This window comes from Aureimonas altamirensis (genome assembly GCF_001463885.1).
Classification (GTDB): Bacteria; Pseudomonadota; Alphaproteobacteria; order Rhizobiales; family Rhizobiaceae; genus Aureimonas; species Aureimonas altamirensis.
Window position 1 is genome coordinate 63,317 of sequence record NZ_BBWQ01000012.1, and the last position, 19,581, is coordinate 82,897.

Consider the following 19,581-nt stretch of genomic DNA (forward strand, 5'->3'; position numbering starts at 1 on the left):
CAATGGGCGGCAGGGACAGCGGTTCCGGCGTCAGCCCCGGACGATCAGTCGCGTGCCGCGCCGCAGCCATGGGCGAAGACGCATCATGTCGGCCGGCGAGACGGCGACGCAGCCTTCCGTGGGCGCATAACCCGCGCGGGCGATGTGCAGGAATATGGCGCTGCCGCCGGCCCGCTTGCGCCGCGTCATGTTGAAATCGGTCACCACACCGAAATCGTAGAGCCGGTCGGCGCGCTGCAGGGTCTCCGCGCTGGCCGGAAAGGGCAGCCGCACCGGGCGGTTGTAGGCGGCGTGTGCCGGGGCGTCGCACCAGCCGTCGAAAGGCCGCGTCCAGTGCTGCGGCAGCGCCGGATGCAGGCCTGCGAGGCGGCCCTTGCGCCGGAAGGCGGACAGAAGGCGCATGGACGCAAGCGGCGTCGCGCCGTCTCCTTCGCGCTTGCGGGTGGTGATGCCGGTTCGGCCGAGAGCGCACCGAATGGCCAGCGGTCCGGCGGCCAGGATGCCGCGCGTCGGCGCACCCGGAGCCCGGCGCACGATGATAACCTTGTCAATCAAGCGTTTTTGCATTGCCTTGGCTGGAAAAATGCCCTGTCTGCACACACATAATATGGAGTAAGCCGTGATCGAACCCCGATCGCAAGCATAGTCATGCAACCTGACATCATCCTGACCGACGAGTATTCATGAACGCACGCAGTATCCTGATAGTCGACGACGACGACGACCTGAGGCAGACCCTGGCAGAGCAATTGTCGCTCTACGAGGAGTTCAACGTCCTTCAAGAGCCGACCGCCGCCAAGGGTATCGCGACGGCGCGTGCCGGCCTCATCGATCTCGTGGTCATGGATGTCGGCCTTCCCGACATGGACGGGCGCGAGGCGGTCAAGCTGCTGCGCAAGTCCGGCTTCAAGGCTCCGGTGATCATCCTGACGGCGCAGGACGCCGATGCGGATACGATCCTTGGTCTGGAGGCCGGCGCCAACGACTATGTCACCAAGCCCTTCCGCTTCGCGGTGCTTCTGGCGCGCATCCGCGCCCAGTTGCGCCAGCACGAGCAGAGCGAGGATGCGACCTTCCAGGTGGGGCCCTACATCTTCAAGCCAAGCCAGAAAATGCTGATGGACGACAAGGGTGGCAAGATCCGCCTGACCGAGAAGGAAACGGCGATCATACGATATCTGTATCGGGCCGACCGCCGCGTCGTCACACGCGACATCCTGCTTGAGGAAGTGTGGGGCTACAATTCCGGCGTCACCACGCACACGCTGGAAACGCACGTCTATCGCCTTCGCCAGAAGATCGAGCCCGAGCCATCCGCCGCCCGGCTGATCGTCACCGAGGCCGGCGGCTACAAGCTGATGCCCTGAAGATTCAGGCCCGCCCACCCGGCGGGCCTTTTGCCGTCCTGCCATCTTGACGCTTTGGAAGGACATTGCGACTAGGCTGCCGAGTCGGACACGCAAGAACCGACCGGAGTTGGCCCCGCATCGATGGGACTGGAAAGCGACATCGCCCTTCTCGGCACCGTGCCCCTGTTCGCGAACATGACGCGCGAGCAGTTGCGGCTGCTTGCCTTCGGGGCGGAGCACCGCTGGCTGTCCGCGCAGGAAACCCTGTTTAGGGAAGAGGCCCGCGCCGATGGTGGCTTCGTGATCGTATCGGGGGAAATCTCGCTCATGTCGCGCGACAAGCGCGATCTGTTCGGCACCGTCGGCCCAGGCACGCTGATCGGCGAATTGTCCCTGATCGCCGAGACGCGCCGCCACTCGACGGCGGTCGCGACGCAGGATAGCGAAGTCATCCGGATCGGGCGGCAGCTATTCCGCCGCCTGCTGGAGGAATATCCGGAGGTCGCCATCGCCATCCAGACCCAGCTTGCCGCCGAACTGGCCGAGCTGACGGACCGGATCGACGGCCTGTCGCACCATTTCTCCGACGACGACTGAACGGCCGCGGGCGGCCTGGCCGCTGCGCTGGCGTTGAACAGTCACCTGCCCAAGGCGCGAACCTCTCTCTCCGCCCGCCGGAGGATGTCGTAGGCTGCGCGCTTGCGGGCGTGGAACTCCGCAAGATCCGGGTTGGGCACGGTCTCGTCCCCGATGCCGCACATATGGGCGGCGGCCGCCGACAGATCCGGAAAGGCACGGGCAGCCACGGCGCCGATGATGGCGCTGCCCAGAAGCACCGGCTCGGCCGTCTTCGGCAGAACGACCCGCATGCCGGTGGCATCCGACAGGATGCGCCGCAGAAGGGGCGAGCGCGCGGCACCGCCCGACACCACGATGGCATCCAGCGCCACACCCTTTTCGGCCATGGCCCGGACGATGTCGCCGGTGCCGTAGGACAGGCCGCACAGGCCGGCCACGAACAGGCGCACCAGCGCGTTTTCGCTGGCATCCAGCGTCAGCCCGGTAATGGCGGCGGTGGCGGCCGGGTCCGCCTCGGGCGAGCGGTTGCCCAGGAATTCGGGCACCACATGCAGGCTGCGCGCCAACCGCGCCGCCTCTTCAACCGAACCGGCGGCCTCGATGGCCCGGCGCTCGAGTTCGCTGAGCAGCGACAGGCCGCGCGCTTCGGCCGCCTGTCGCACGGCGGCGTGGGCGGGATGCAGCGATACCAGGAAGTCCAGCCCGGCGCCGTAGGCGGATTGCCCCCCTTCCAGCAGCCAGTAGCCCGGCAGGAGCGAGTCCCTATACGGGCCCCACACGCCGTCGACGAAAGCGGCCTCCCGGGTGACGGCCATGGCGCAGGAGGACGTGCCCATGATGAAGGCGAGTTCGGATGCCGGCTCCGCCGCGACGCCGTCCCGGCTTGCGCCAAGCGTGCCGATGCCGCCCGCATGGGCGTCGATGGCCGGCGCACCGACGGCCGTGCCGGGCAGCAACCCCAGCTCATCAGCGGCTGCCGGCGTCAGGCCGCCGCTGATCGGCTCGCCGATGTCGACGACATCGGTGCCAATGCGCTTGAACCCTTCGTCGGCCAGTTCGCCGAGGCCGATCGTGTGGAAATAGTCCGGGTCCCACCGCCGCTCATGCGCAAGGTAGGTCCATTTGCAGGTGAGCGTGCAGACGGAGCGCGTCAGGCTGCCGGTGGCGCGGAAGGTGAGATAGTCCGCAAGGTCGAAGAAATGCTCCGCATCGGCAAAGACCGCCGGCCGGTTCTCTTTCAGCCAGAGAAGCTTGGGCGTCTCCATCTCGGGCGAGATGACACCGCCGACATAACGCAGCACCTTGTGGCCCGTCGCGTTGATGCGGGCGGCCTGCTCCAGCGCCCGGTGGTCCATCCAGACGATGATGTCGCGCGCGGCATCCTCGCTGGGCCCGACGGGCAGGCCCTTGCCGCCCGGCCCCACCACCACGAGAGAGCAGGTGGCATCGAAGCCGAGGCCGCGCACGGCCGACGGCTCGACGCCAGACAGCGCCATGGCCTCGCGCACCGAGGCCACGACCGCCGCCCAGATATCCTGCGAAGACTGCTCGACGATATCGTGCTCGCCCCGCCAGATGCGGATTTCCCGCTTGGCGGTGCCGAGCAGGTTGCCCTTCTCGTCGAAAACCCCTGCCCGCGCACTCCCCGTGCCGACATCGACCCCAATGAATGCGTCCATCATTCCCTTACCAGCAGGTGTAGCCTCCGTCGGCAACGACGATGGAGCCCGTCAAAAGGCTGGAAGCATCGGAAGCCAGGAAATGCACGACAGACGCGATCTCCTCCGGCTGACCGACCCTCCCCATCGGCGTCATGTCCAACCACACCTTATACATTTCGGGGCTCTCTTCCATACCAAAGCGTGTGAGCGGCGTTTCGATATAGGTCGGCGCCACCGCGTTGACGCGCACGCCGCGCTGGCCCCACTCCGCCGCCAGGGATTTCGTCAGATGGTGCACGGCGGCCTTCGACGCATTGTAGAAGGCCTGCGGTTGCGGCTTGTTGACGATGAAGCCCGACATCGAGCCGATATTGACGATGGCGCCCGAACCGCCCTCCAGCATCTTGCGGCCGAACTCGCGGCAGCACCAGAACAGCCCGTCCACATTGACGTCCATGTGGAATCGCCAATGCTCGTCGCTCGTGTCTTCGGCGCGCACGTCCGATTTCGCCACGCCGGCATTGTTGACCAGAATGTCGACGCGGCCATGATCGGCCACCACCTTGTCGGCCAGCGCGGCCACGTCGGCGGATTTCGTCACGTCCAGCGTCGCGCCGAAGGCTTTGGCGCCCTTTGCGGTCAGCCGCTCGACGGCGCCCTTTACCCGCTCGCCGTCCATGTCGGCGACGATCACCGTCGCGCCGGCCTCGGCAAGGGCGTTGGCGCATGCTTCCCCGATGCCCTGGCCGGCGCCCGTCACGACGGCAACCTTGCCGTCCAGTTTCAGCTTTTCGAGATACATGATGCGTGTCCTAGACTGTTCGGGTTTGCTCAGCCGGCGGAGCGGCCTTCGGCATCGAAGCGATGCAGATTGTTCTGTTCCGGCGTCAGCCAGACCGGGTCGCCATGCGCCACCCGATACTCGCCGATCGAGCGGGCGGTGATCTGCTCGCCGCTGTCCAGCCGGATGTGGATGAACGTGTCCGACCCCAGATGCTCGGCGACGCCCGCCGTACCCCTGATGTCGCCCCCGGTGGTGGAAATCGACATATGCTCCGGCCGCACGCCGACGGTGGCGGCACCGTTTCTGGCGGCATACTCGCCCTTCAGGAAGTTCATGCGGGGCGAGCCGATGAAGCCGGCGACGAAAAGGTTGGCCGGCTTGCGGTAGAGCTCCAGTGGCGAGCCCACCTGCTCGACGCGCCCCTTGTTCAGGACGACGATCTTGTCGGCCATCGTCATGGCTTCCACCTGGTCGTGCGTCACGTAGATCATGGTGGTGCCGAGCTGCTGGTGGAGTTCCGACAGCTCGAGGCGCATGTTGACCCGCAAAGCGGCGTCCAGGTTGGACAGCGGTTCGTCGAACAGGAAGCCGTTCGGCTCGCGTACGATGGCGCGGCCGATGGCGACGCGCTGGCGCTGGCCGCCCGACAGTTCGCGCGGGCGGCGTTCCAGATAGTCGGTCAGGTTCAGCGTGGCCGCCGCCGCCTCAACCTTGCGGGCAATGTCGGCTTTGGAAACGCCCGCCATCTTCAGCGGAAAGCCGATATTGGCCCGCACGCTCATATGCGGGTAGAGCGCATAGGACTGGAACACCATGGCAAGGCCGCGCCGCGCCGGTGACACGTTGGTGACGTCCTGCCCGTCGATCTCGATCTTGCCGCCGGACACGTCCTCCAGCCCGGCGATCAGCCGCAGCAGGGTGGATTTTCCGCAGCCGGACGGGCCGACGAAGACGACGAACTTGCCGTCCTCGATGGTCAGATCGAGCCCGGGAATGATGGTCACGTCCCCGAAGCGCTTCTGGACGTTGGTCAACTGGATCGCACTCATGCCGGGTTCCTCACTTGACGGCGCCGAAGGTCAGGCCGCGCACAAGCTGCTTCTGCGAGAACCACCCGATGATCAGGATGGGCGCGATGGCGAGCGTCGATGCGGCCGACAGCTTGGCGTAGAAATTGCCCTGCGGACTGGAAAAGGATGCAATGAAGGCCGACAGGGGCGCGGCGTTGGTGGTGGTCAGGTTGAGCGTCCAGAACGCCTCGTTCCAGGCCAGGATCACCGACAGGAGCACCGTGGAGGCGATGCCCGGCACCGCCATCGGCGCCAGCACGTGCAGAATCTCGTGCCGCAGCGAGGCGCCGTCCATGCGGGCGGCCTCCAGGATCTCGCCCGGTATCTCCTTGAAGTAGGTGTAGAGCATCCACACCATGATCGGCAGGTTGATCAGGAACAGCACGCCGATCAGCCCGGCCCGCGTATCCAGAAGGTTGAAGTCGCGGAACAGAAGATAGATCGGCACCAGCACGCCCACGGCCGGCAACATCTTGGTGGACAGCATCCACAACAGGATGTCCTTGGTGCGCTTGCCGGGCGAGAAGGCCATGGCCCACGCCGCCGGCACCGCGAAGAGCAGGCCGATGAATGTGGAGCCGAGCGACAGGTACACGGAATTCATCATGAAGCGGAAGTAGTTCGACCGCTCGTTCACCTCGCGGTAGTTTTCCAGCGTCCAGTCAAAGAACACATATTTCGGCGGAATGGCGATGGCGTCCAGCTCCGACTTGAACGAAGTCAGAACGGTCCAGAGCACCGGAAAGAAGATCATCAGGCCGACAAGCCAGCCGATGACGGTGAAGGTCAGCTTGCGGCGGGTGGAGACTGCGCGCGCCATGGGTCTCAGGCCTCCAGGTTCTTGCCGATGATGCGGATCAGGAAGATCGCGACGATGTTCGCCAGCACCACGGCCACGATGCCGCCGGCCGATGCGCCGCCCACGTCGAACTGCAGCAAGGCCTGGCTGTAGACGAGATAGGGAATATTGGTCGTCTGCAGGCCCGGACCGCCGCTGGTGGTCACGTAGATTTCGGCGAAGATGGACAGAAGGAAGATCGTCTGGATCAGCACGACCACCGTTATGGCGCGGGCCATGTGCGGCAGCGTGATGTACCAGAAGATCGACAGGGCGCCGGCGCCGTCCATCTCGGCCGCCTCGCGCTGGTCTTCCGACAGCGACTGGAGCGAGGTCAGAAGGATAAGGGTGGAAAAGGGCAGCCATTGCCAGGCGACGATGATGATGACCGCCGTCAGCGGCGCGACCGAGAACCAGTCTATGGCACCGATGCCGACGGCGTTGAGCGCCTGCCCGATCACGCCGTAGACCGGGTTCATCATCATGTTCTTCCACACCAGCGCGGCAACGGTGGGCATCACGAAGAAGGGCGCGATCACCAGCAGCCGCACGATGTTGACGCCAAAAAAGGCCTGATCGAGCAGCAAGGCCAGCAATATGCCGCCGCAGACGGTGATGAGAAGCACCCCGGCAACGAGGGCCAGCGTGTTGCGCAGCGCCGTGAAGAAGGCCGGGTCCGACAGGAAGAACTTGTAGTTCGTGAGCCCGATGAAGGGCGTCTCGGCCGGATTGAACAGATTGTAGTTCAGGGTCGAGAAATACAGCGTCAGCGACAGCGGCACGATCATCCAGATCAGAAGCGCGATCACCGAGGGCGCCAGCATCAGCCGGGCGGCCGTATGTGTCTGTGCGGTAGCCATGGCGGTTCGTCCGGCGGTTCGGCGTCGCGGCCGCGCTGAAGCGCAAACGCTTCGCCCTTGCTGAAGCAGGAGACGGCGTAGGTGCGGCCGCTGCGGGACTTGCCCGCAGCGGCCGCTGGTCTTCAGGTGTTACTTGATGTACCCGCCGCGGGTCATTTCACGCACCGCCGTCTGCTGGGCCGCGCTGAGGGCCTGCTCCACAGGCATGGAGCCGGAGACCGCCGCCGCCATCTGCTGCCCGACCGCCGTGCCGAGCCCCTGGAATTCGGGGATGGCGGCAAACTGCAGGCCTACATAGGGCTTGTCCGACGTGATGGACGGGTCGGCGTTGTTGATCGCCTGCAGCGTTGCGGCGGCAAAGGGCGCGGCGCTGGTGTACTCGCTGTTCTCGTACAGCGAGGTGCGCGTGCCGGGAGGCACGTTGGCCCAGCCTTCCTTCTGTGCGACGAGGTCCAGATAAGCCTTGGACGTCGCCCAGGAGATGAAGGTTTCGGCCGCCTCGGCCTTCTGCGATCCGGCCGGGATAGCCAGCGACCACGCCCAAAGCCAGTTGGCGCCGTTGTTGGGGCAGTTCTCGATGCCGCACGGGAAGGGCGCGAAGCCGACCTTGTCGGCCACCTGGCTTTCCTTCGGGTTGGTGACGAAGGAGGCCGCCACCGTCGCATCCATCCACATGGCGCAGCGACCCTGGTTGAAGAGCGACAGGTTTTCGTTGAAGCCGTTCGACGCAGCGCCCGGAGGGCCGTATTTCGTCATCAGGTCCACATACATGGCGACGGCCGTCTTCCAGCCTTCGCTTTCGAACTGCGGCTGCCAGTTGGCATCGAAGTAGTCGGCGCCGAAGGCCCGCGCCATCGAGCCAAGGAAGGCCATGTTCTCGCCCCAGCCGGGCTTGCCGCGCAGGCAGATGCCGTAGACGTCGGGGTTGGACGCCTTGATCTTCTCGGCCGCCTCCGCGATGAACTGCCAGGTCGGCGCCTCCGGCATGGTCAGGCCGGCCGCCTCGAACAGGTCCTTGCGGTACAGCGTCATCGCGCTTTCGGCGTAGAAGGGCGCGGCATACAGCGTGCCGTCCTGCGACAGGGCCTCGCGGATGGGCGGCAGGATGTCGTCGACATCGTAATCGGCGCCCAGATTGTTCAACGGCAGGAGCCACTGGTTCTTCGCCCAGATCGGCACTTCGTAGGTGCCGATGGTCATGACGTCGAACTGGCCACCCTTGGTGGCGATGTCGGTCGTCACGCGCTGACGAAGCACGTTTTCTTCCAGCGTCACCCAGTTGACCTGGATGTCGGGGTGCTGGGCGGTGAATTCCTGGGTCAGACCCTGCATGCGGATCATGTCGCCATTGTTGACCGTCGCTACGGTCAGGGTCTGTTGAGCGGCCGCCGGCCCTGCAAGGGCAAGAAGCGACGCTGCGCCAGCCAGAAGCGCCTGTCTGAACATGAGGATGAGGGCCTCCCAACCCAAGAGTGAGCAAATGTCCGTTCCATGGGCAAATTCTCACCGACCATCCCCGGTGTCAAATCAATTTGGTTGCGCAACGCACAATTTCATTCGGGGCGGCTAGGGCAACAAGGCGCGGGCGGTTTCCTCGTCGGTTATCAGCCCGCTCACCAGACCGCCGACCACGGCGGCTCGTATGGCCGGCAGCTTGGAACGCCCCATGGCGAGTGCGATGACATCGCCCTGTCCGGTCGCCGGAAGCGGCGCGCTCGCCACGCGCTCATTGTAGGGACAGTCGAGGAAACGGCCGCGGCCGTCGAAGACCCAGCCGACGATCTCCCCGGTGCCGCCGAGGCGGACGAGTTCGTCGCATTCCTCCGGCGATATGAAGCGATCCTTCATCAGCGGCGCATTCGGGCCGATCTCGCCGATGCCGACAAAGGTCACGTCCGCCTGCGCCGCAAGCGACAGGGTGCGCTCGACGACCTTCTGCTCATGCAGGAGGGCCCGCTCCTGCGGTGAGGATACGACCACCGGCAGCGGCATCGGGTAAAGCGATGCCTCTTCGATCCGGTCGGCCATCGAGAAGATGACGTTGAAGACGGAGGCCGAACCGTCGAGCGTGATATTGCCGGTCAGCGATACGATGCGGTGCATCGGCGCGCGCAGCAGGGGTAGCTGCTCCACCGCGGCCTTCAGGGTGCGGCCGGTGCCCATGGCCAGGATCGAGGGCGCCGGTTCGGCAAGGCGGCGCTGGATTTCCGCCGCGCCGGCCAGCGCCACGCCGAGCGTGGTGGAGCTGGACGACGCATCCGATGGCACCACCTCCACCGAGCGCAGTCCATGGGCCTGGCGCAGCGATTCGGCCAGATCCAGGCAGGCGGCGATGGGATGGTCGATGCGCACCTTGACGAGGCCGGCGCTGATGGACAGCGAGACGAGGCGCTGGGCGCTCTGGCGCGAGATGCCAAGTTGCCGGGCGATTTCGTCCTGCGTGCGGCCGGCGACATAATACAGCCAGCCGGCCCTTGCGGCGTCGTCCAGTCTCTGCACGTCGTCCTGCCGGATCTTCACCATGATGCCGAATGCCCTCCCCCCGGCCGCTCCGGCCTGCACCGGACGCCCCCCTATGTGATGACCTTCAAGCGGCCAGCCTGTCAAACGTCGCTGCGCCCAAGGGCTTGAACGGCCCGCCACGGCATGGCACTATGCGCCCCGCATCAAGAGTTGGGCGCGCCCAACGCCAACCTGCCGATCCGGGCAAGGTGGTGCTTCCGCAAGGAAGGATGTGGCCTTTCCGGCAACCAAACGGACAAGCCCCATCGTCGCGCTGCTCACAGCAGGGACATGGCATGATGGGTAACAGTTCGAACTTCGATCCGATCTCCAGGCTTCATCTGGGCAAGGCCGACACCGCCATGCTCATCGGCCATGCCATGACCATGCCGGGCCGCAACAAGGGCGCCTGCGCGGTCTGTTGCGTCGTCCATCGCGGTTCCGCAAGCCCGTTCACCCATGTCTATCTGGTGCCGGTCGACAGCAACCATCGCGGCGAGGTCTTCCTGGCGAAGGTGCTGGATGGGGAGCGGGTCGCCGAAGCCTTGAACTGGTCTGCCCGCAACCTCGCCTTCGTGCTGGATGACGGCGCGCGCCGCGCCGCGTGACCGCTCAGTCGGCACTCGGCAGGCGGCGCATCGTAAACTCGACGCTGCCGTCCGGCAGCAGCCGCCAGCTTTCGACCGACGTCCAGTAGGCCGCTTTCGGATATCGGTCGAACCACTCCCGCGCCTTCACGCGGGCTTCCGGACGAGGCAGCGTGTAGGTTTCCCGCACGAAGGTATCGCGCGGCGGGCCGGGCCGTACGCGCTTTCTGGCAAGCTGGCGCTTCAAACCGTCCAGCGGTGGCTTCTGCGTGTGTGCCATCACCAAACCCATGGCTTTCGCGGATAGGCGGGCCTTGCTCCTTCTGGAAGATAGGGCAGGCTTGCGCCGAAGTGGAACCTGAATCGGCGGAAATGGCAAAGCCTTCCACCAGCAAGGTAAACGCACTAGTTTGCTTGTCTGTTGGGTAGCGGCGTCGCGCGTTGTGAGTGTACTGGCGCGCGCTACTGGAGGACGACATGGAAAGACCGGATCTGCCGCAGGGGCTCCCCGAAGGGCTCGACGAAAAGAAGACGATCGCGCGCGAATGGTTCGAAACCCTGCGCGACAGGATATGCGAGACCTTCGAGGCCATCGAGGACGAGATGGAGGAAGACGGCGGCACGCCGGCCGGACGCTTCGTTCGCACGCCCTGGTCGCGCGACAAGGATGGCGGCGGCGGCGTCATGTCGATGATGCACGGCCGGGTCTTCGAGAAGGTCGGCGTCCACGTATCGACGGTGCACGGGCAATTCAGCGCGGACTTCGCCAAGCAGATTCCCGGCGCCGGCGACGACCCGAATTTCTGGGCCTCGGGCATTTCCCTGATCGCCCATATGCGCAATCCCAACGTGCCGGCCGTGCACATGAACACACGCATGGTCGTCACGACCGGGCAATGGTTCGGCGGCGGAGCAGACCTGACACCGACGCTGGCGCGCCGGCGCAGCCAGAGCGACCCGGATACGCTGGCCTTCCACAAGGCGATGAAGTTCGTCTGCGACCGGCATGCCGGCGTCGCCAACTACGATCGCTTCAAGCAATGGTGCGACGAGTATTTCTTCCTGCCCCACCGCAACGAGGCGCGCGGCATCGGCGGCATCTTCTACGATTGGCTGCACTCGCCGATAGAAAGCGGCGGCTGGGATGCCGATTTCGCCTTCACGCGCGATGTCGGCAAGGCCTTCATGGTGGTCTATCCGCACCTCGTGCGCCAGAACATGCGCAAAAGCTACACCGAGGCCGACCGCGAGGAACAGCTCATCCAGCGCGGACGCTATGTGGAGTACAATCTGCTCTACGACCGGGGCACGCTGTTCGGGCTGAAGACCGGGGGCAACGTCAACTCGATCCTGTCGTCCATGCCACCCGTGGTGAAGTGGCCCTGATCAACGGTCGTCTTCGCCCAGCGTATCCAGCGGGCATGGCACCCCGGCGCGGTCGCATTTCCGGCGATAGGCGATAGCCCAGAAAGCCGGATTGCGCTCTTTCGAGACGCGCTCGATCAACCCCATGATGAAGGCTTTTTTCATGGGCCCGCTGCCGGACTGCGGGAACGCGTCCTTCTCGGCCTTCGTCATGGTGCAGCCGACACAGCGCCCCTGGCGCTTGTACTTGCACACATCGACGCAGGGGGATGGGGCATCGGCCCAGGGGTCGGACACGGCACTCTCCTGATTGGAATGCCTCCAATATAGGTGGCTCAGTCGCGGCCTTCCAGCTTGTCGAGCGGACAGGGCCGGTCCTTCTTCTCGCAGCGGCGCCGATACATGCGCGCCCAATAGGCGTAGCGACCGGCCTGCTGCAGCCGCTCGCTCAATTCCACGAAGAAGGCGCGCTTCCTGGACTTGCCCTCGAGCCGCTTGAAGCGCTTCTTTTCGGGCTTGGTCATACGGCAGCCGACACAATGGCCGGCATCGCGGAACTTGCAGACACCGATGCAGGGAGACGGCGCCTTGCGCCACAAGCCGGCCATGCGCGTCAGTTCCGGTCTTCGGGCAGCGGCGGCAACGGAAGCGCCGGCACGCCATCTTCCAGAAGCGACCGCACGTCATCGGCCGTCGCTTCGCCATAGATGCCGCGTTTTTCGCTTTCGCCGAAATGGATGCGGCGGGCTTCCTCGGCGAATTTCGGGCCGACATAATCCGAATTGGCCCGAACCTCGCGGGCCAGTTCCTGCAGCCTGGCCATGGCCGCCTCCATGCGGTCGCCGCCCATCGCCATCGACGCCGGCGCAGCTTCAGGTGTGGTGGCGACGGCCGGCGCCATCAATGCCTTTTCGACGCGCGGCGCATCGCAGACGGGACATTGCAGCAGGCCGCCGGTCGACTGGCGATCGAAATCCGCGCCCGAGCGGAACCAGCCGTCGAAGCCATGGCTGCAGGATGTGCAACGAAGCGAATAGCGGATCATGACGCCTTGGCGGAAAACTCGGTGGCAAACGGGCGTCGGTTGCGCAAATTGGGGATCTTGCCCCGCGCGGTGTCCACTGCCGTCAGGTCCAGCCGCGCCACAGCGATGCCGGGCTCGTCTCCATCGACCTCCGCCAGCACCCGGCCCCAGGGATCGATGATGATCGAATGACCGTAGGTTTCGCGCCCGTCTTCATGCCGCCCGCCCTGGGCAGCGGCAATCATGAAAGCGTTGTTCTCGATGGCTCTGGCCCGCAGCAGCACATGCCAATGCGCCTCGCCGGTCTGCCGCGTGAAGGCGGCGGGCGCGGTCAGCACATTGGCGCCGGCCAGAGCTTCGGCGCGGAACAGCTCCGGAAAGCGCATGTCGTAGCACACCGCAAAGCCCAGCCGCACATCCGCTCCGCCTACGGAAAACCGGGCCAGGGCCGCACGCTCTCCCGGCACATAAGTGCGGGACTCGCGCCAGCTTTCGCCATTGTCGAGATCGACGTCGAACATGTGGATCTTGTCGTAGGTTTCCACCTGGTTGCCATCGGGGCCGAACAGGAACGCCCGGTTGGCCGCCATGCCGCCCGGCGCCGCGATGGCGGTGGAGCCAATATGCAGGTAGATGCCATGGCGTCGGGCCAGCTCGGATGCCGCGGCGACCACCGGGTCGTCAGCGGCCGGCCGGAGGCTGGCCAGCAGCGCTTCCCTGTCGCGGCAGATGGCGCCCGTCATTTCCGGCGTCTGCACATAAACGGCGCCTTGGGTGGCGGCCTGTCCGACCAGCGCTTCCAGCGATGCTATGTTGTCTTCCGGCTTGGTGGTGGAGCGCATCTGCACCACTGCCGCGACGAGCTCGGCCATGCGTCAGCCCTCCTGCCCGGTCAGCATCGGATCGAGCCGGCCGGCCGCATCGAGCGCATAGAGATCGTCGCAACCGCCGACATGCACGTCGCCGATGAAGATCTGCGGAAACGTCGTGCGGCCGTTGGCGCGCGACAGCATTTCCTGCCGGAAGGCGGGGTTGATGGTCGCGTCCTTCTCGTCAAAGGAAACACCCTTTCTATCCAGCAGCGCCTTTGCGCTTGTGCAGAAACCGCAAAGCTGCCGCGTATAAACCGTAACCTGCACCATCAGTCCGTGGCCTTTCCGAGAAGTCCTGCCACATATGCGGCGGCGCGGCGCCGGCCGCAACCCTCGAGAAGGTCAGGACGAACACGTGCGATGCGCCGGCCGCCTTCAGGGCACGGGTGGCGGCGCCGACAGTCGCCCCCGTCGTATAGACATCGTCGACCAGCAGGACGGCCCTGCCCTTCAGCACGGCGCGCTTGCGCCGGGGCACGGCGAAGGCACCCGCCACATTGGCGGCACGTTCGGCACGGCCGAGCCCGACCTGGCTGCGCGTCGCCTTTCTGCGCACCAATGCGTCCTGCCGGAGCGGCATGCCGGACAGGGCAGACACCTGGGCTGCCAGTTCGGATGCCTGGTTGAACCGTCGTTTCAACAGCCGCAGGCGATGCAGCGGCACCGGAACGACGAGGTCGCAGAATGGCAGGAGATCGGCCCCGGCCCTGACCATCCACTGCGCCATGGGACGGGCAAGATCGGCGCGGTCGCCATATTTCAGGCGCGACGCCAGCTTGAGACCGAGCCCATGGTGGACGACGGCCGAGCGCGCCATATCGAAAGGCGGCGGATCGGCCAGCGCCGCCGCGCTGACCTGGCCCTCGCCGAAATCGAACTCCATAGGCGTGCCGAGAATGAAGCAGTATGGCTTGTCGATGAAGGCCAGAAGCGGCCAGCAAGCCGGGCAAAGGCCGCCATGCAGCGTCGTCGCCGCACTACAGCCGATGCAGATGGGCGGGAAGGCCATGTCCAGGCATGCGCCGGCCAGGCCGGACGGCCAAGCTCGCCAAGGCGGCTTCGCCGCGCTATTCACCCCATTGCCGCATACGCACCCCCGTATGCGACACCATGCCGCATACAGCACGAGGCAGCAATATCATGGCAATCGATAGCAAGCAGGCCGAGGCCCCGTTCGACCGGGATCGACAAGCAAACCTTCGATTGCGTTGGGCCGGGCACGGCATGGCCGGGGCGAGCTTCCTCTACGATGCCGTCGCGGCCGAACTGTCCGAACGCCTTTCCCTTGTCCAGCGCCGCTTCGAGATCGGCCTGGAGATCGGCGGCTATGACGGGCGGCTCGCGCGATCGGCTTCATCGCAGGTTGAAACCATGATTCGCATGGCGCCGGAACCGCGATGGCTGGCCGAAGCACCACTTGCGGTTGCCGGTGACGATGAATGGCTTCCCTTCCGGGACGACAGCCTGGACCTGGTCCTGGCGCCGCTGACCCTGCACCAGACCAACGATACGCCCGGCGCGATTGCGCAGATCCGGCGCGCATTGCGGCCGGACGGCCTGTTTCTGGCGGCCCTGATGGGCGGCGAGACGCTGTCGGAGCTGCGCGCCAGCCTGATTGCCGCCGAGGCCGAAATCTATGGCGGCGCATCGCCGCGCGTGCAGCCCTTCATCGAATTGCGCGATGCCGGCGCGCTTTTGCAGCGCACCGGTTTCGCGCTGCCGGTCATCGACCAGGAGCGGCAGGTGGTGCGCTACGATACGATGTTCGGCCTGATGGCCGATCTGAGGGCGATGGGCATGGCGAACAGCCTGTTGGCGCGCAGCCGCAAGCCGGTCGGCCGACGGCTTTTCCTGCGTGCGGCAGAGCTTTACGCACAACGTTTCTCCGACGCAGACGGGCGCATTCGCGCCACGTTCGACATCATCTTCCTGTCGGGCTGGAAACCGCATGAAAGCCAGCAGAAGCCTTTGGCCCCGGGCAGCGCGAAGGCAAGCCTTGCGGATGCGCTGAAGGATCGGTCTGGCGGCTAGCGCCGTTCAGGCAAGATCGAAACGTGCCGGCGCCGATGCCTCAGCAGCTACCCCGGCGGCTGCCGTCGGGCAGCTCCAGGCAGGGTGCCGGGCCGCGGCCGGTGTCCAGGCGGATCGCGCCGGCGGGCTGCTGCAGGCCGATGGACCCGGTCTCCATCCGATCGACGCCGGACGGCAGGGTCGCATACCTGGGTTCGGAGCGCAGATTGCCCGGCTGGATGGCAAGTGCGGCCACGACGGCCACCGCACCGAACACGATCGTGGCGCGGCAGAGCGCCATCGCCGTATCGCGCCGCGTGCAACGCCTGCCCTGGTAGCTTACCCTGCTCATCGCGCCTTCACGCCCCTCAGCCATCCTGCCAATCAAGAGCTACCATCTGCCAAGCGGCAGGTTAATAAACCCTGAATAGTCATTACGCCCGTCAGGGGATGGTTAACGACGCGACGGGGTCAGAGAAGGTCGATCAGAGGCGCGATCAAAGGCAGGTCGGCCGGCGGCATGGGATAATCGCGCATGTCGCGCGGGCGCACCCATTTCAGAGCCTGTCCCTCCAGCCCGCGCGGAATGCCCTCGAAACGGCGGCAGACATACAGCGGCATCAGCAGGTGGAAATCGTCGTAGGCGTGGCTGGCGAAGGTCAGCGGCGCAAGGCAGCTTTCCCATGTCTCGATGCCCAGCTCTTCGCGCAGCTCGCGGATCAGGCAGGCCTCGGGCCGCTCGCCCGGCTCCACCTTGCCGCCGGGAAACTCCCACAGGCCGGCCAGTTGCTTGCCCTCGGGGCGCTGGGCCAGCAGCACCCGCCGGTCCGCGTCGACAAGGGCGCAGGCGGCCACCAGCAACATCCGCACGCCACTCATGCCATGCCCTTGCGGCGATAGACGTAACGATAGGCCTCGCTGAAACCGAGCCGGCTATACAAGGCGACGCCGGCCAGATTGTCGGCTTCCACCTGCAGCCAGCCCGTGCGCGCACCCTTGTGCAGCGTGTGGCGAAGGGCAGTCACGATGAGGTCGCGGCCGATGCCCTTTCGGCGCTCATCCGGCAGCACGGCCACGTCGAGGATGCCGGCAAGGTCGTTGTCGGTGATCGCAAGCGCGGTGGCCAGGGGCCGGCCATCGCGATCCTCGCGGACGAAATAGGCCGCCGGCGGGCGGATGGACGCCAGCACCTCGGCAAGGCCGGTGCGCAGCTCTTCCGGCCGCTCGTGGACGCGCAGGCTGGCGTCCAGATAGCGCTCCGCATCGCGGATGGGGATCCGGTCGAGCGCATCCGAAAGGTCGAGCGTGGCCAGATCCGCCGTAAACACGACGGACTCCCCGAAGCTTTCCCAACCCTCTGCATCCAGATGCGCCTTCAGCGCGGGTGGCGCCAGTGGCGACTGGCGGAAGATCAGCTCCCGCCCGGCGGCGGCGAAATGCGCCCGCGCCCGGGCAATCCGCCCCTCGATGTCGCGGTCGTCCGAAGGGTCCAGCGGGTTCACCGAGTTCAGCCGCTTGGCCGGAAAGCTCGTCGTCAGCCGCACCGCCCAGGTGCCGTCATAGTGGGTGGAGGTTGCCGGCCAGGCGCGGAACCCCGCGGCCTCCAGCCGCCGCGTGATGGCGAACTGGCGCAACCTGTCAGCTTCTGTAGTCGCCATTGATCGCAACATATTCCTTGGTCAGGTCGCATCCATACACGGTCCACGCGCCGTCGCCGAGCCCGATATCCACGAGGATGCGGATGACATCCTCCTTCATTGCCTCGCTGGCCTCGGCCTCGCTGTAGGCCGGGTCGCGCTCGCCGTCCACGGCCACGCGCACCGATCCGAACGAGATCGCCAGCCTGTCGCGGTCGGCCGGCTCGCCGGCCTTGCCGACGGCCATCACCACGCGGCCCCAATTGGCATCCTCGCCGGCGATGGCGGTCTTGACCAGCGGCGAGTTGGCGATGGACAGGGCGATGCGACGGGCCGAGGCGCCGTCGACCGCACCTTCCACGCGCACCTGGATCTCCTTGCGGGCCCCCTCCCCGTCGCGCGCCACCTGCCGCGCAAGGTCGGTCAGGAGTTCTCGAAGCGCGGCTCGGAAGGCGCCCAGGCGCGCATCGTCGGCGTCCGTTACAGGTGCGTTGCCGGCGCGCCCGGTGGCGAACATCAGCAGCGTGTCGGAGGTCGACGTGTCGCTGTCGACCGTCACCGAGTTGAAGCTCGGCGCCACCGCCTCGGCCAAAAGGCCCTGCAGGACCGGCGCCGCGATGGCGGCATCCGTGGCGACGAAGGACAGCATCGTGGCCATGTCGGGCGCGATCATGCCCGCACCCTTGGCAATTCCGTTGATACTGACGCTCACGCCGCCGAAATCCACCGTGGACGTGGCCATCTTGGGATAGGTGTCGGTGGTCATGATGGCCTCGGCCGCATGCCGCCAGGCACTGTCCGTCGCCGTCTGTGCCAGCTCCGGCAGAACATGCGTGAACCGCCCGGCATCGAGCGGCTCGCCGATGACGCCGGTGGAGGCCAGGAACACCTCCGATACCGAGCAGCCCACGGCCGCTGCCGCAGCCTCGGCCGTCGCGTGCGTCGTCTCGCGGCCGCGCCGCCCGGTAAAGGCGTTGGCATTGCCCGAATTGACGACGACGGCCCGTGCCGCGCCGCCGGGCAGGTTGGCGCGGCAGAAATCCACCGGTGCCGAGGGGCACCGCGAGGTCGTGAAGACGCCCGCGACGCTGGTGCCCTCATCCAGCACCATCATCATGACGTCCGTCCTGCCGCGATACTTGATACCGGCGGCGGCCGTCGCGATTCGCACGCCCGCGATGGAGGGCATGTCGGGATAGGTCGACGGGGCAAGCGGTGAAACGGCGTCGGACATCTGCGGTCAGCCTCGGCTCTGTGGCCGGCGGACGCATCCGGGCCGGAGCGGACGCCGAGCGGCGACGATAAACGAAGACGGCCCACCATCGGCGGGCCGTCGAAGGGTTCAGTGCCTTTGCATCAAGGCGCGCCCGGGCGCAAGAGCCGAAAGGCTTACTGCGCCGGTTGCGGTGCGGCCTCGCCCTGGTTGGCGCCCTCGGGCATCTCGCCCTGGTTGAGCCCCTGCTCCAGCGCTTCCACCTGCGCCTTCAGCTCGGGGTCGACATATTCGACGTCCAGTTCCTGACGGGCGGCTTCCAGCATCTCGATATACTTGTCGCGCAGCACCACCTGGCGGGCCTGCTCGCGCACCTGCTCGAACGGCGGGAACTGCGTCTGGCGCTTTTCCACGGCCTGGATGACGTGCCAGCCGAACTGCGTTTCCACCGGCTCCTGCGTATAGCTGCCCGGCTCCAGCGCAAAGGCCGCTTCCTCGAAGGCCGGGACCATGCGTCCCTTGGTGAAGAAGCCGAGGTCGCCCCCGTTCTGGGCCGACGGATCGCGCGAGGCTTCGCGGGCGAGGTCTTCGAACTTCTCTCCGGCGCCGAGACGCTCGATCAGCTTGTCCGCCTCGTCCTTCGTCTCCACCAGGATGTGGCGCGCATGCACCTCGTCCTGCGGCACGAAGCGTTCCTTTTCGGCATCGTAGCGGGCGCGCAGCTCATCCTCGGTGATCGCCTCGGCGCCGTGCTTGTCGAAATAGGCATTGTGCAGGGCGCGCTCGCGCAGGAAGGCGATCTGCCGTGCGACGGTGTCCTCGTCCTGCAGACCCTCGGCTTCGGCCTTGGTGGCCAGCGCCTTGACGTCGATGAGGGCCGAGATCGTCGCCAGCCGGCGCTGCTGCGGCGGCAACTGGGCGAATTGCTGGGACAGGTCTTCGGCGGCGGCGTCCAGGTCGGCCTGGGTGATCTCCGCACCACCGACCTTTGCGACGACCGTCTCGGGCGAAACGGCGGGCGCGGCCTCGACCGGCGCTTCGGCCGCCGGTGCGGCAGGGGCCGCGGCGTCCTGCGCCTGGGCCTGGGTGGCAAGGGTGCCGAGGGCCAGCGCGGAGGCGAGCAGGCGGGCTTTCAAGCTGAGGATCATGGGTTCAGGTTCCTTCCCGATGGGGCGGGCCCGGGCTTTTGCCGAGGCATGTGGCTTTTTCAGGACAGGTCGGCGAACCGCT

25 protein-coding genes and 1 riboswitch are annotated in these 19,581 nt (G+C 66.2%); of the genes, 5 read left to right on the plus strand and 20 right to left on the minus strand.

Annotation, left to right across the window (positions count from 1 at the left end):
• Positions 1 to 30: 30 nt before the first annotated feature.
• Positions 31 to 555, minus strand: a complete 525-nt coding sequence (locus AUL31_RS10335; RefSeq protein WP_244489375.1) for a L,D-transpeptidase family protein — start codon at positions 553 to 555, stop codon at positions 31 to 33.
• Between the two features lie 128 nt (positions 556 to 683).
• Between AUL31_RS10335 and AUL31_RS10340 the strand changes: the two genes are divergently transcribed.
• Together AUL31_RS10340 and AUL31_RS10345 are read left to right on the plus strand one after the other, a co-directional pair.
• Entirely contained in the window at positions 684 to 1,367 is a 684-nt protein-coding gene (locus AUL31_RS10340) for a response regulator transcription factor (protein WP_060605616.1), read from the plus strand.
• 123 nt (positions 1,368 to 1,490) lie between these two features.
• Complete coding sequence (locus tag AUL31_RS10345) at positions 1,491 to 1,946, plus strand: Crp/Fnr family transcriptional regulator (RefSeq protein ID WP_060605619.1); 456 nt, start codon at positions 1,491 to 1,493, stop codon at positions 1,944 to 1,946.
• Between the two features lie 41 nt (positions 1,947 to 1,987).
• Here AUL31_RS10345 and AUL31_RS10350 read toward each other — a convergent pair whose 3' ends face one another.
• The 7 genes from AUL31_RS10350 to AUL31_RS10380 form a co-directional block, all read right to left on the minus strand.
• A complete protein-coding gene (locus AUL31_RS10350; RefSeq protein ID WP_060605622.1) occupies positions 1,988 to 3,610 on the minus strand; it encodes an FGGY-family carbohydrate kinase in 1,623 nt (540 codons plus the stop codon).
• A gap of 4 nt (positions 3,611 to 3,614) precedes the next feature.
• Positions 3,615 to 4,391 (minus strand): SDR family NAD(P)-dependent oxidoreductase, encoded by a 777-nt coding sequence (locus AUL31_RS10355; RefSeq protein WP_060605625.1) that lies wholly within the window; start codon positions 4,389 to 4,391, stop codon positions 3,615 to 3,617.
• A gap of 29 nt (positions 4,392 to 4,420) precedes the next feature.
• Positions 4,421 to 5,422, minus strand: coding sequence for an ABC transporter ATP-binding protein (locus AUL31_RS10360; protein ID WP_060605628.1), 1,002 nt, complete (start codon positions 5,420 to 5,422; stop codon positions 4,421 to 4,423).
• 10 nt (positions 5,423 to 5,432) lie between these two features.
• Positions 5,433 to 6,263 carry a carbohydrate ABC transporter permease gene (locus tag AUL31_RS10365; protein WP_060605631.1) on the minus strand — a complete coding sequence of 277 codons (831 nt, stop codon included), beginning with the start codon at positions 6,261 to 6,263 and terminating at the stop codon, positions 5,433 to 5,435.
• 5 nt (positions 6,264 to 6,268) lie between these two features.
• A complete protein-coding gene (locus AUL31_RS10370) occupies positions 6,269 to 7,141 on the minus strand; it encodes a carbohydrate ABC transporter permease (protein ID WP_060605634.1) in 873 nt (290 codons plus the stop codon).
• 129 nt (positions 7,142 to 7,270) lie between these two features.
• A complete protein-coding gene (locus AUL31_RS10375; protein ID WP_060606062.1) occupies positions 7,271 to 8,587 on the minus strand; it encodes an ABC transporter substrate-binding protein in 1,317 nt (438 codons plus the stop codon).
• 120 nt (positions 8,588 to 8,707) lie between these two features.
• Positions 8,708 to 9,664 carry a sugar-binding transcriptional regulator gene (locus AUL31_RS10380; protein WP_060605637.1) on the minus strand — a complete coding sequence of 319 codons (957 nt, stop codon included), beginning with the start codon at positions 9,662 to 9,664 and terminating at the stop codon, positions 8,708 to 8,710.
• Positions 9,665 to 9,799: 135 nt separating this feature from the next.
• A riboswitch (SAM-I-IV-variant riboswitch) is annotated at positions 9,800 to 9,905 on the plus strand.
• Between the two features lie 37 nt (positions 9,906 to 9,942).
• On the opposite strand from AUL31_RS10380, the gene AUL31_RS10385 reads away from it, so the two are divergent.
• Positions 9,943 to 10,251, plus strand: a complete 309-nt coding sequence (locus AUL31_RS10385) for a hypothetical protein (protein WP_143190171.1) — start codon at positions 9,943 to 9,945, stop codon at positions 10,249 to 10,251.
• A gap of 4 nt (positions 10,252 to 10,255) precedes the next feature.
• On the opposite strand, the gene AUL31_RS10390 is transcribed toward AUL31_RS10385, so the two are convergent.
• Positions 10,256 to 10,513: a hypothetical protein gene (locus AUL31_RS10390; RefSeq protein ID WP_409359961.1), complete on the minus strand. Its 258-nt coding sequence runs from the start codon at positions 10,511 to 10,513 to the stop codon at positions 10,256 to 10,258.
• Positions 10,514 to 10,707: 194 nt separating this feature from the next.
• On the opposite strand from AUL31_RS10390, the gene hemF reads away from it, so the two are divergent.
• Complete coding sequence (gene hemF / locus AUL31_RS10395; protein ID WP_060605644.1) at positions 10,708 to 11,616, plus strand: oxygen-dependent coproporphyrinogen oxidase; 909 nt, start codon at positions 10,708 to 10,710, stop codon at positions 11,614 to 11,616.
• Here the strand turns inward: hemF and AUL31_RS20480 are convergent, their stop codons facing one another.
• Genes AUL31_RS20480 through AUL31_RS10425 form a run of 6 tightly spaced genes read right to left on the minus strand, consistent with a single transcriptional unit; the run spans position 11,617 to position 14,500 of the window.
• Positions 11,617 to 11,892 carry a DUF1289 domain-containing protein gene (locus tag AUL31_RS20480; RefSeq protein WP_073469127.1) on the minus strand — a complete coding sequence of 92 codons (276 nt, stop codon included), beginning with the start codon at positions 11,890 to 11,892 and terminating at the stop codon, positions 11,617 to 11,619. It lies immediately after the preceding gene.
• Between the two features lie 38 nt (positions 11,893 to 11,930).
• On the minus strand, positions 11,931 to 12,203 hold the full coding sequence (locus tag AUL31_RS10405) for a DUF1289 domain-containing protein (RefSeq protein WP_060605651.1): 273 nt from the start codon (positions 12,201 to 12,203) through the stop codon (positions 11,931 to 11,933).
• Positions 12,204 to 12,208: 5 nt separating this feature from the next.
• Positions 12,209 to 12,640, minus strand: coding sequence for a DUF1178 family protein (locus AUL31_RS10410; RefSeq protein ID WP_060605654.1), 432 nt, complete (start codon positions 12,638 to 12,640; stop codon positions 12,209 to 12,211).
• Positions 12,637 to 13,491 (minus strand): carbon-nitrogen hydrolase family protein, encoded by an 855-nt coding sequence (locus tag AUL31_RS10415; protein WP_060605657.1) that lies wholly within the window; start codon positions 13,489 to 13,491, stop codon positions 12,637 to 12,639. Before AUL31_RS10415 ends, AUL31_RS10410 begins: the two co-directional genes overlap by 4 nt.
• A gap of 3 nt (positions 13,492 to 13,494) precedes the next feature.
• Positions 13,495 to 13,761, minus strand: coding sequence for a glutaredoxin 3 (gene grxC, locus AUL31_RS10420; RefSeq protein WP_060605660.1), 267 nt, complete (start codon positions 13,759 to 13,761; stop codon positions 13,495 to 13,497).
• Complete coding sequence (locus AUL31_RS10425; protein WP_073469125.1) at positions 13,691 to 14,500, minus strand: ComF family protein; 810 nt, start codon at positions 14,498 to 14,500, stop codon at positions 13,691 to 13,693. Before AUL31_RS10425 ends, grxC begins: the two co-directional genes overlap by 71 nt.
• A gap of 131 nt (positions 14,501 to 14,631) precedes the next feature.
• Here AUL31_RS10425 and AUL31_RS10430 point away from each other — a divergent pair, with 131 nt between their 5' ends.
• Positions 14,632 to 15,522 (plus strand): class I SAM-dependent methyltransferase, encoded by an 891-nt coding sequence (locus AUL31_RS10430; protein ID WP_060606070.1) that lies wholly within the window; start codon positions 14,632 to 14,634, stop codon positions 15,520 to 15,522.
• A 40-nt stretch (positions 15,523 to 15,562) separates the two neighbouring features.
• Here AUL31_RS10430 and AUL31_RS10435 read toward each other — a convergent pair whose 3' ends face one another.
• The 5 genes from AUL31_RS10435 to AUL31_RS10455 all read right to left on the minus strand — a co-directional run bounded on the left by AUL31_RS10435 (position 15,563) and on the right by AUL31_RS10455 (position 19,499).
• Positions 15,563 to 15,853 carry a hypothetical protein gene (locus AUL31_RS10435; RefSeq protein ID WP_039188076.1) on the minus strand — a complete coding sequence of 97 codons (291 nt, stop codon included), beginning with the start codon at positions 15,851 to 15,853 and terminating at the stop codon, positions 15,563 to 15,565.
• Positions 15,854 to 15,972: 119 nt separating this feature from the next.
• Entirely contained in the window at positions 15,973 to 16,380 is a 408-nt protein-coding gene (locus tag AUL31_RS10440; RefSeq protein WP_060605670.1) for a (deoxy)nucleoside triphosphate pyrophosphohydrolase, read from the minus strand.
• Positions 16,377 to 17,159, minus strand: coding sequence for a GNAT family N-acetyltransferase (locus AUL31_RS10445; RefSeq protein ID WP_244489376.1), 783 nt, complete (start codon positions 17,157 to 17,159; stop codon positions 16,377 to 16,379). The genes AUL31_RS10440 and AUL31_RS10445 overlap by 4 nt, the downstream gene beginning before the upstream one ends.
• Positions 17,140 to 18,372 (minus strand): bifunctional glutamate N-acetyltransferase/amino-acid acetyltransferase ArgJ, encoded by a 1,233-nt coding sequence (gene argJ / locus AUL31_RS10450; RefSeq protein ID WP_060605675.1) that lies wholly within the window; start codon positions 18,370 to 18,372, stop codon positions 17,140 to 17,142. Before argJ ends, AUL31_RS10445 begins: the two co-directional genes overlap by 20 nt.
• Positions 18,373 to 18,527: 155 nt before the next feature.
• Positions 18,528 to 19,499 (minus strand): peptidylprolyl isomerase, encoded by a 972-nt coding sequence (locus tag AUL31_RS10455; RefSeq protein ID WP_060605678.1) that lies wholly within the window; start codon positions 19,497 to 19,499, stop codon positions 18,528 to 18,530.
• Positions 19,500 to 19,581: the final 82 nt, after the last annotated feature.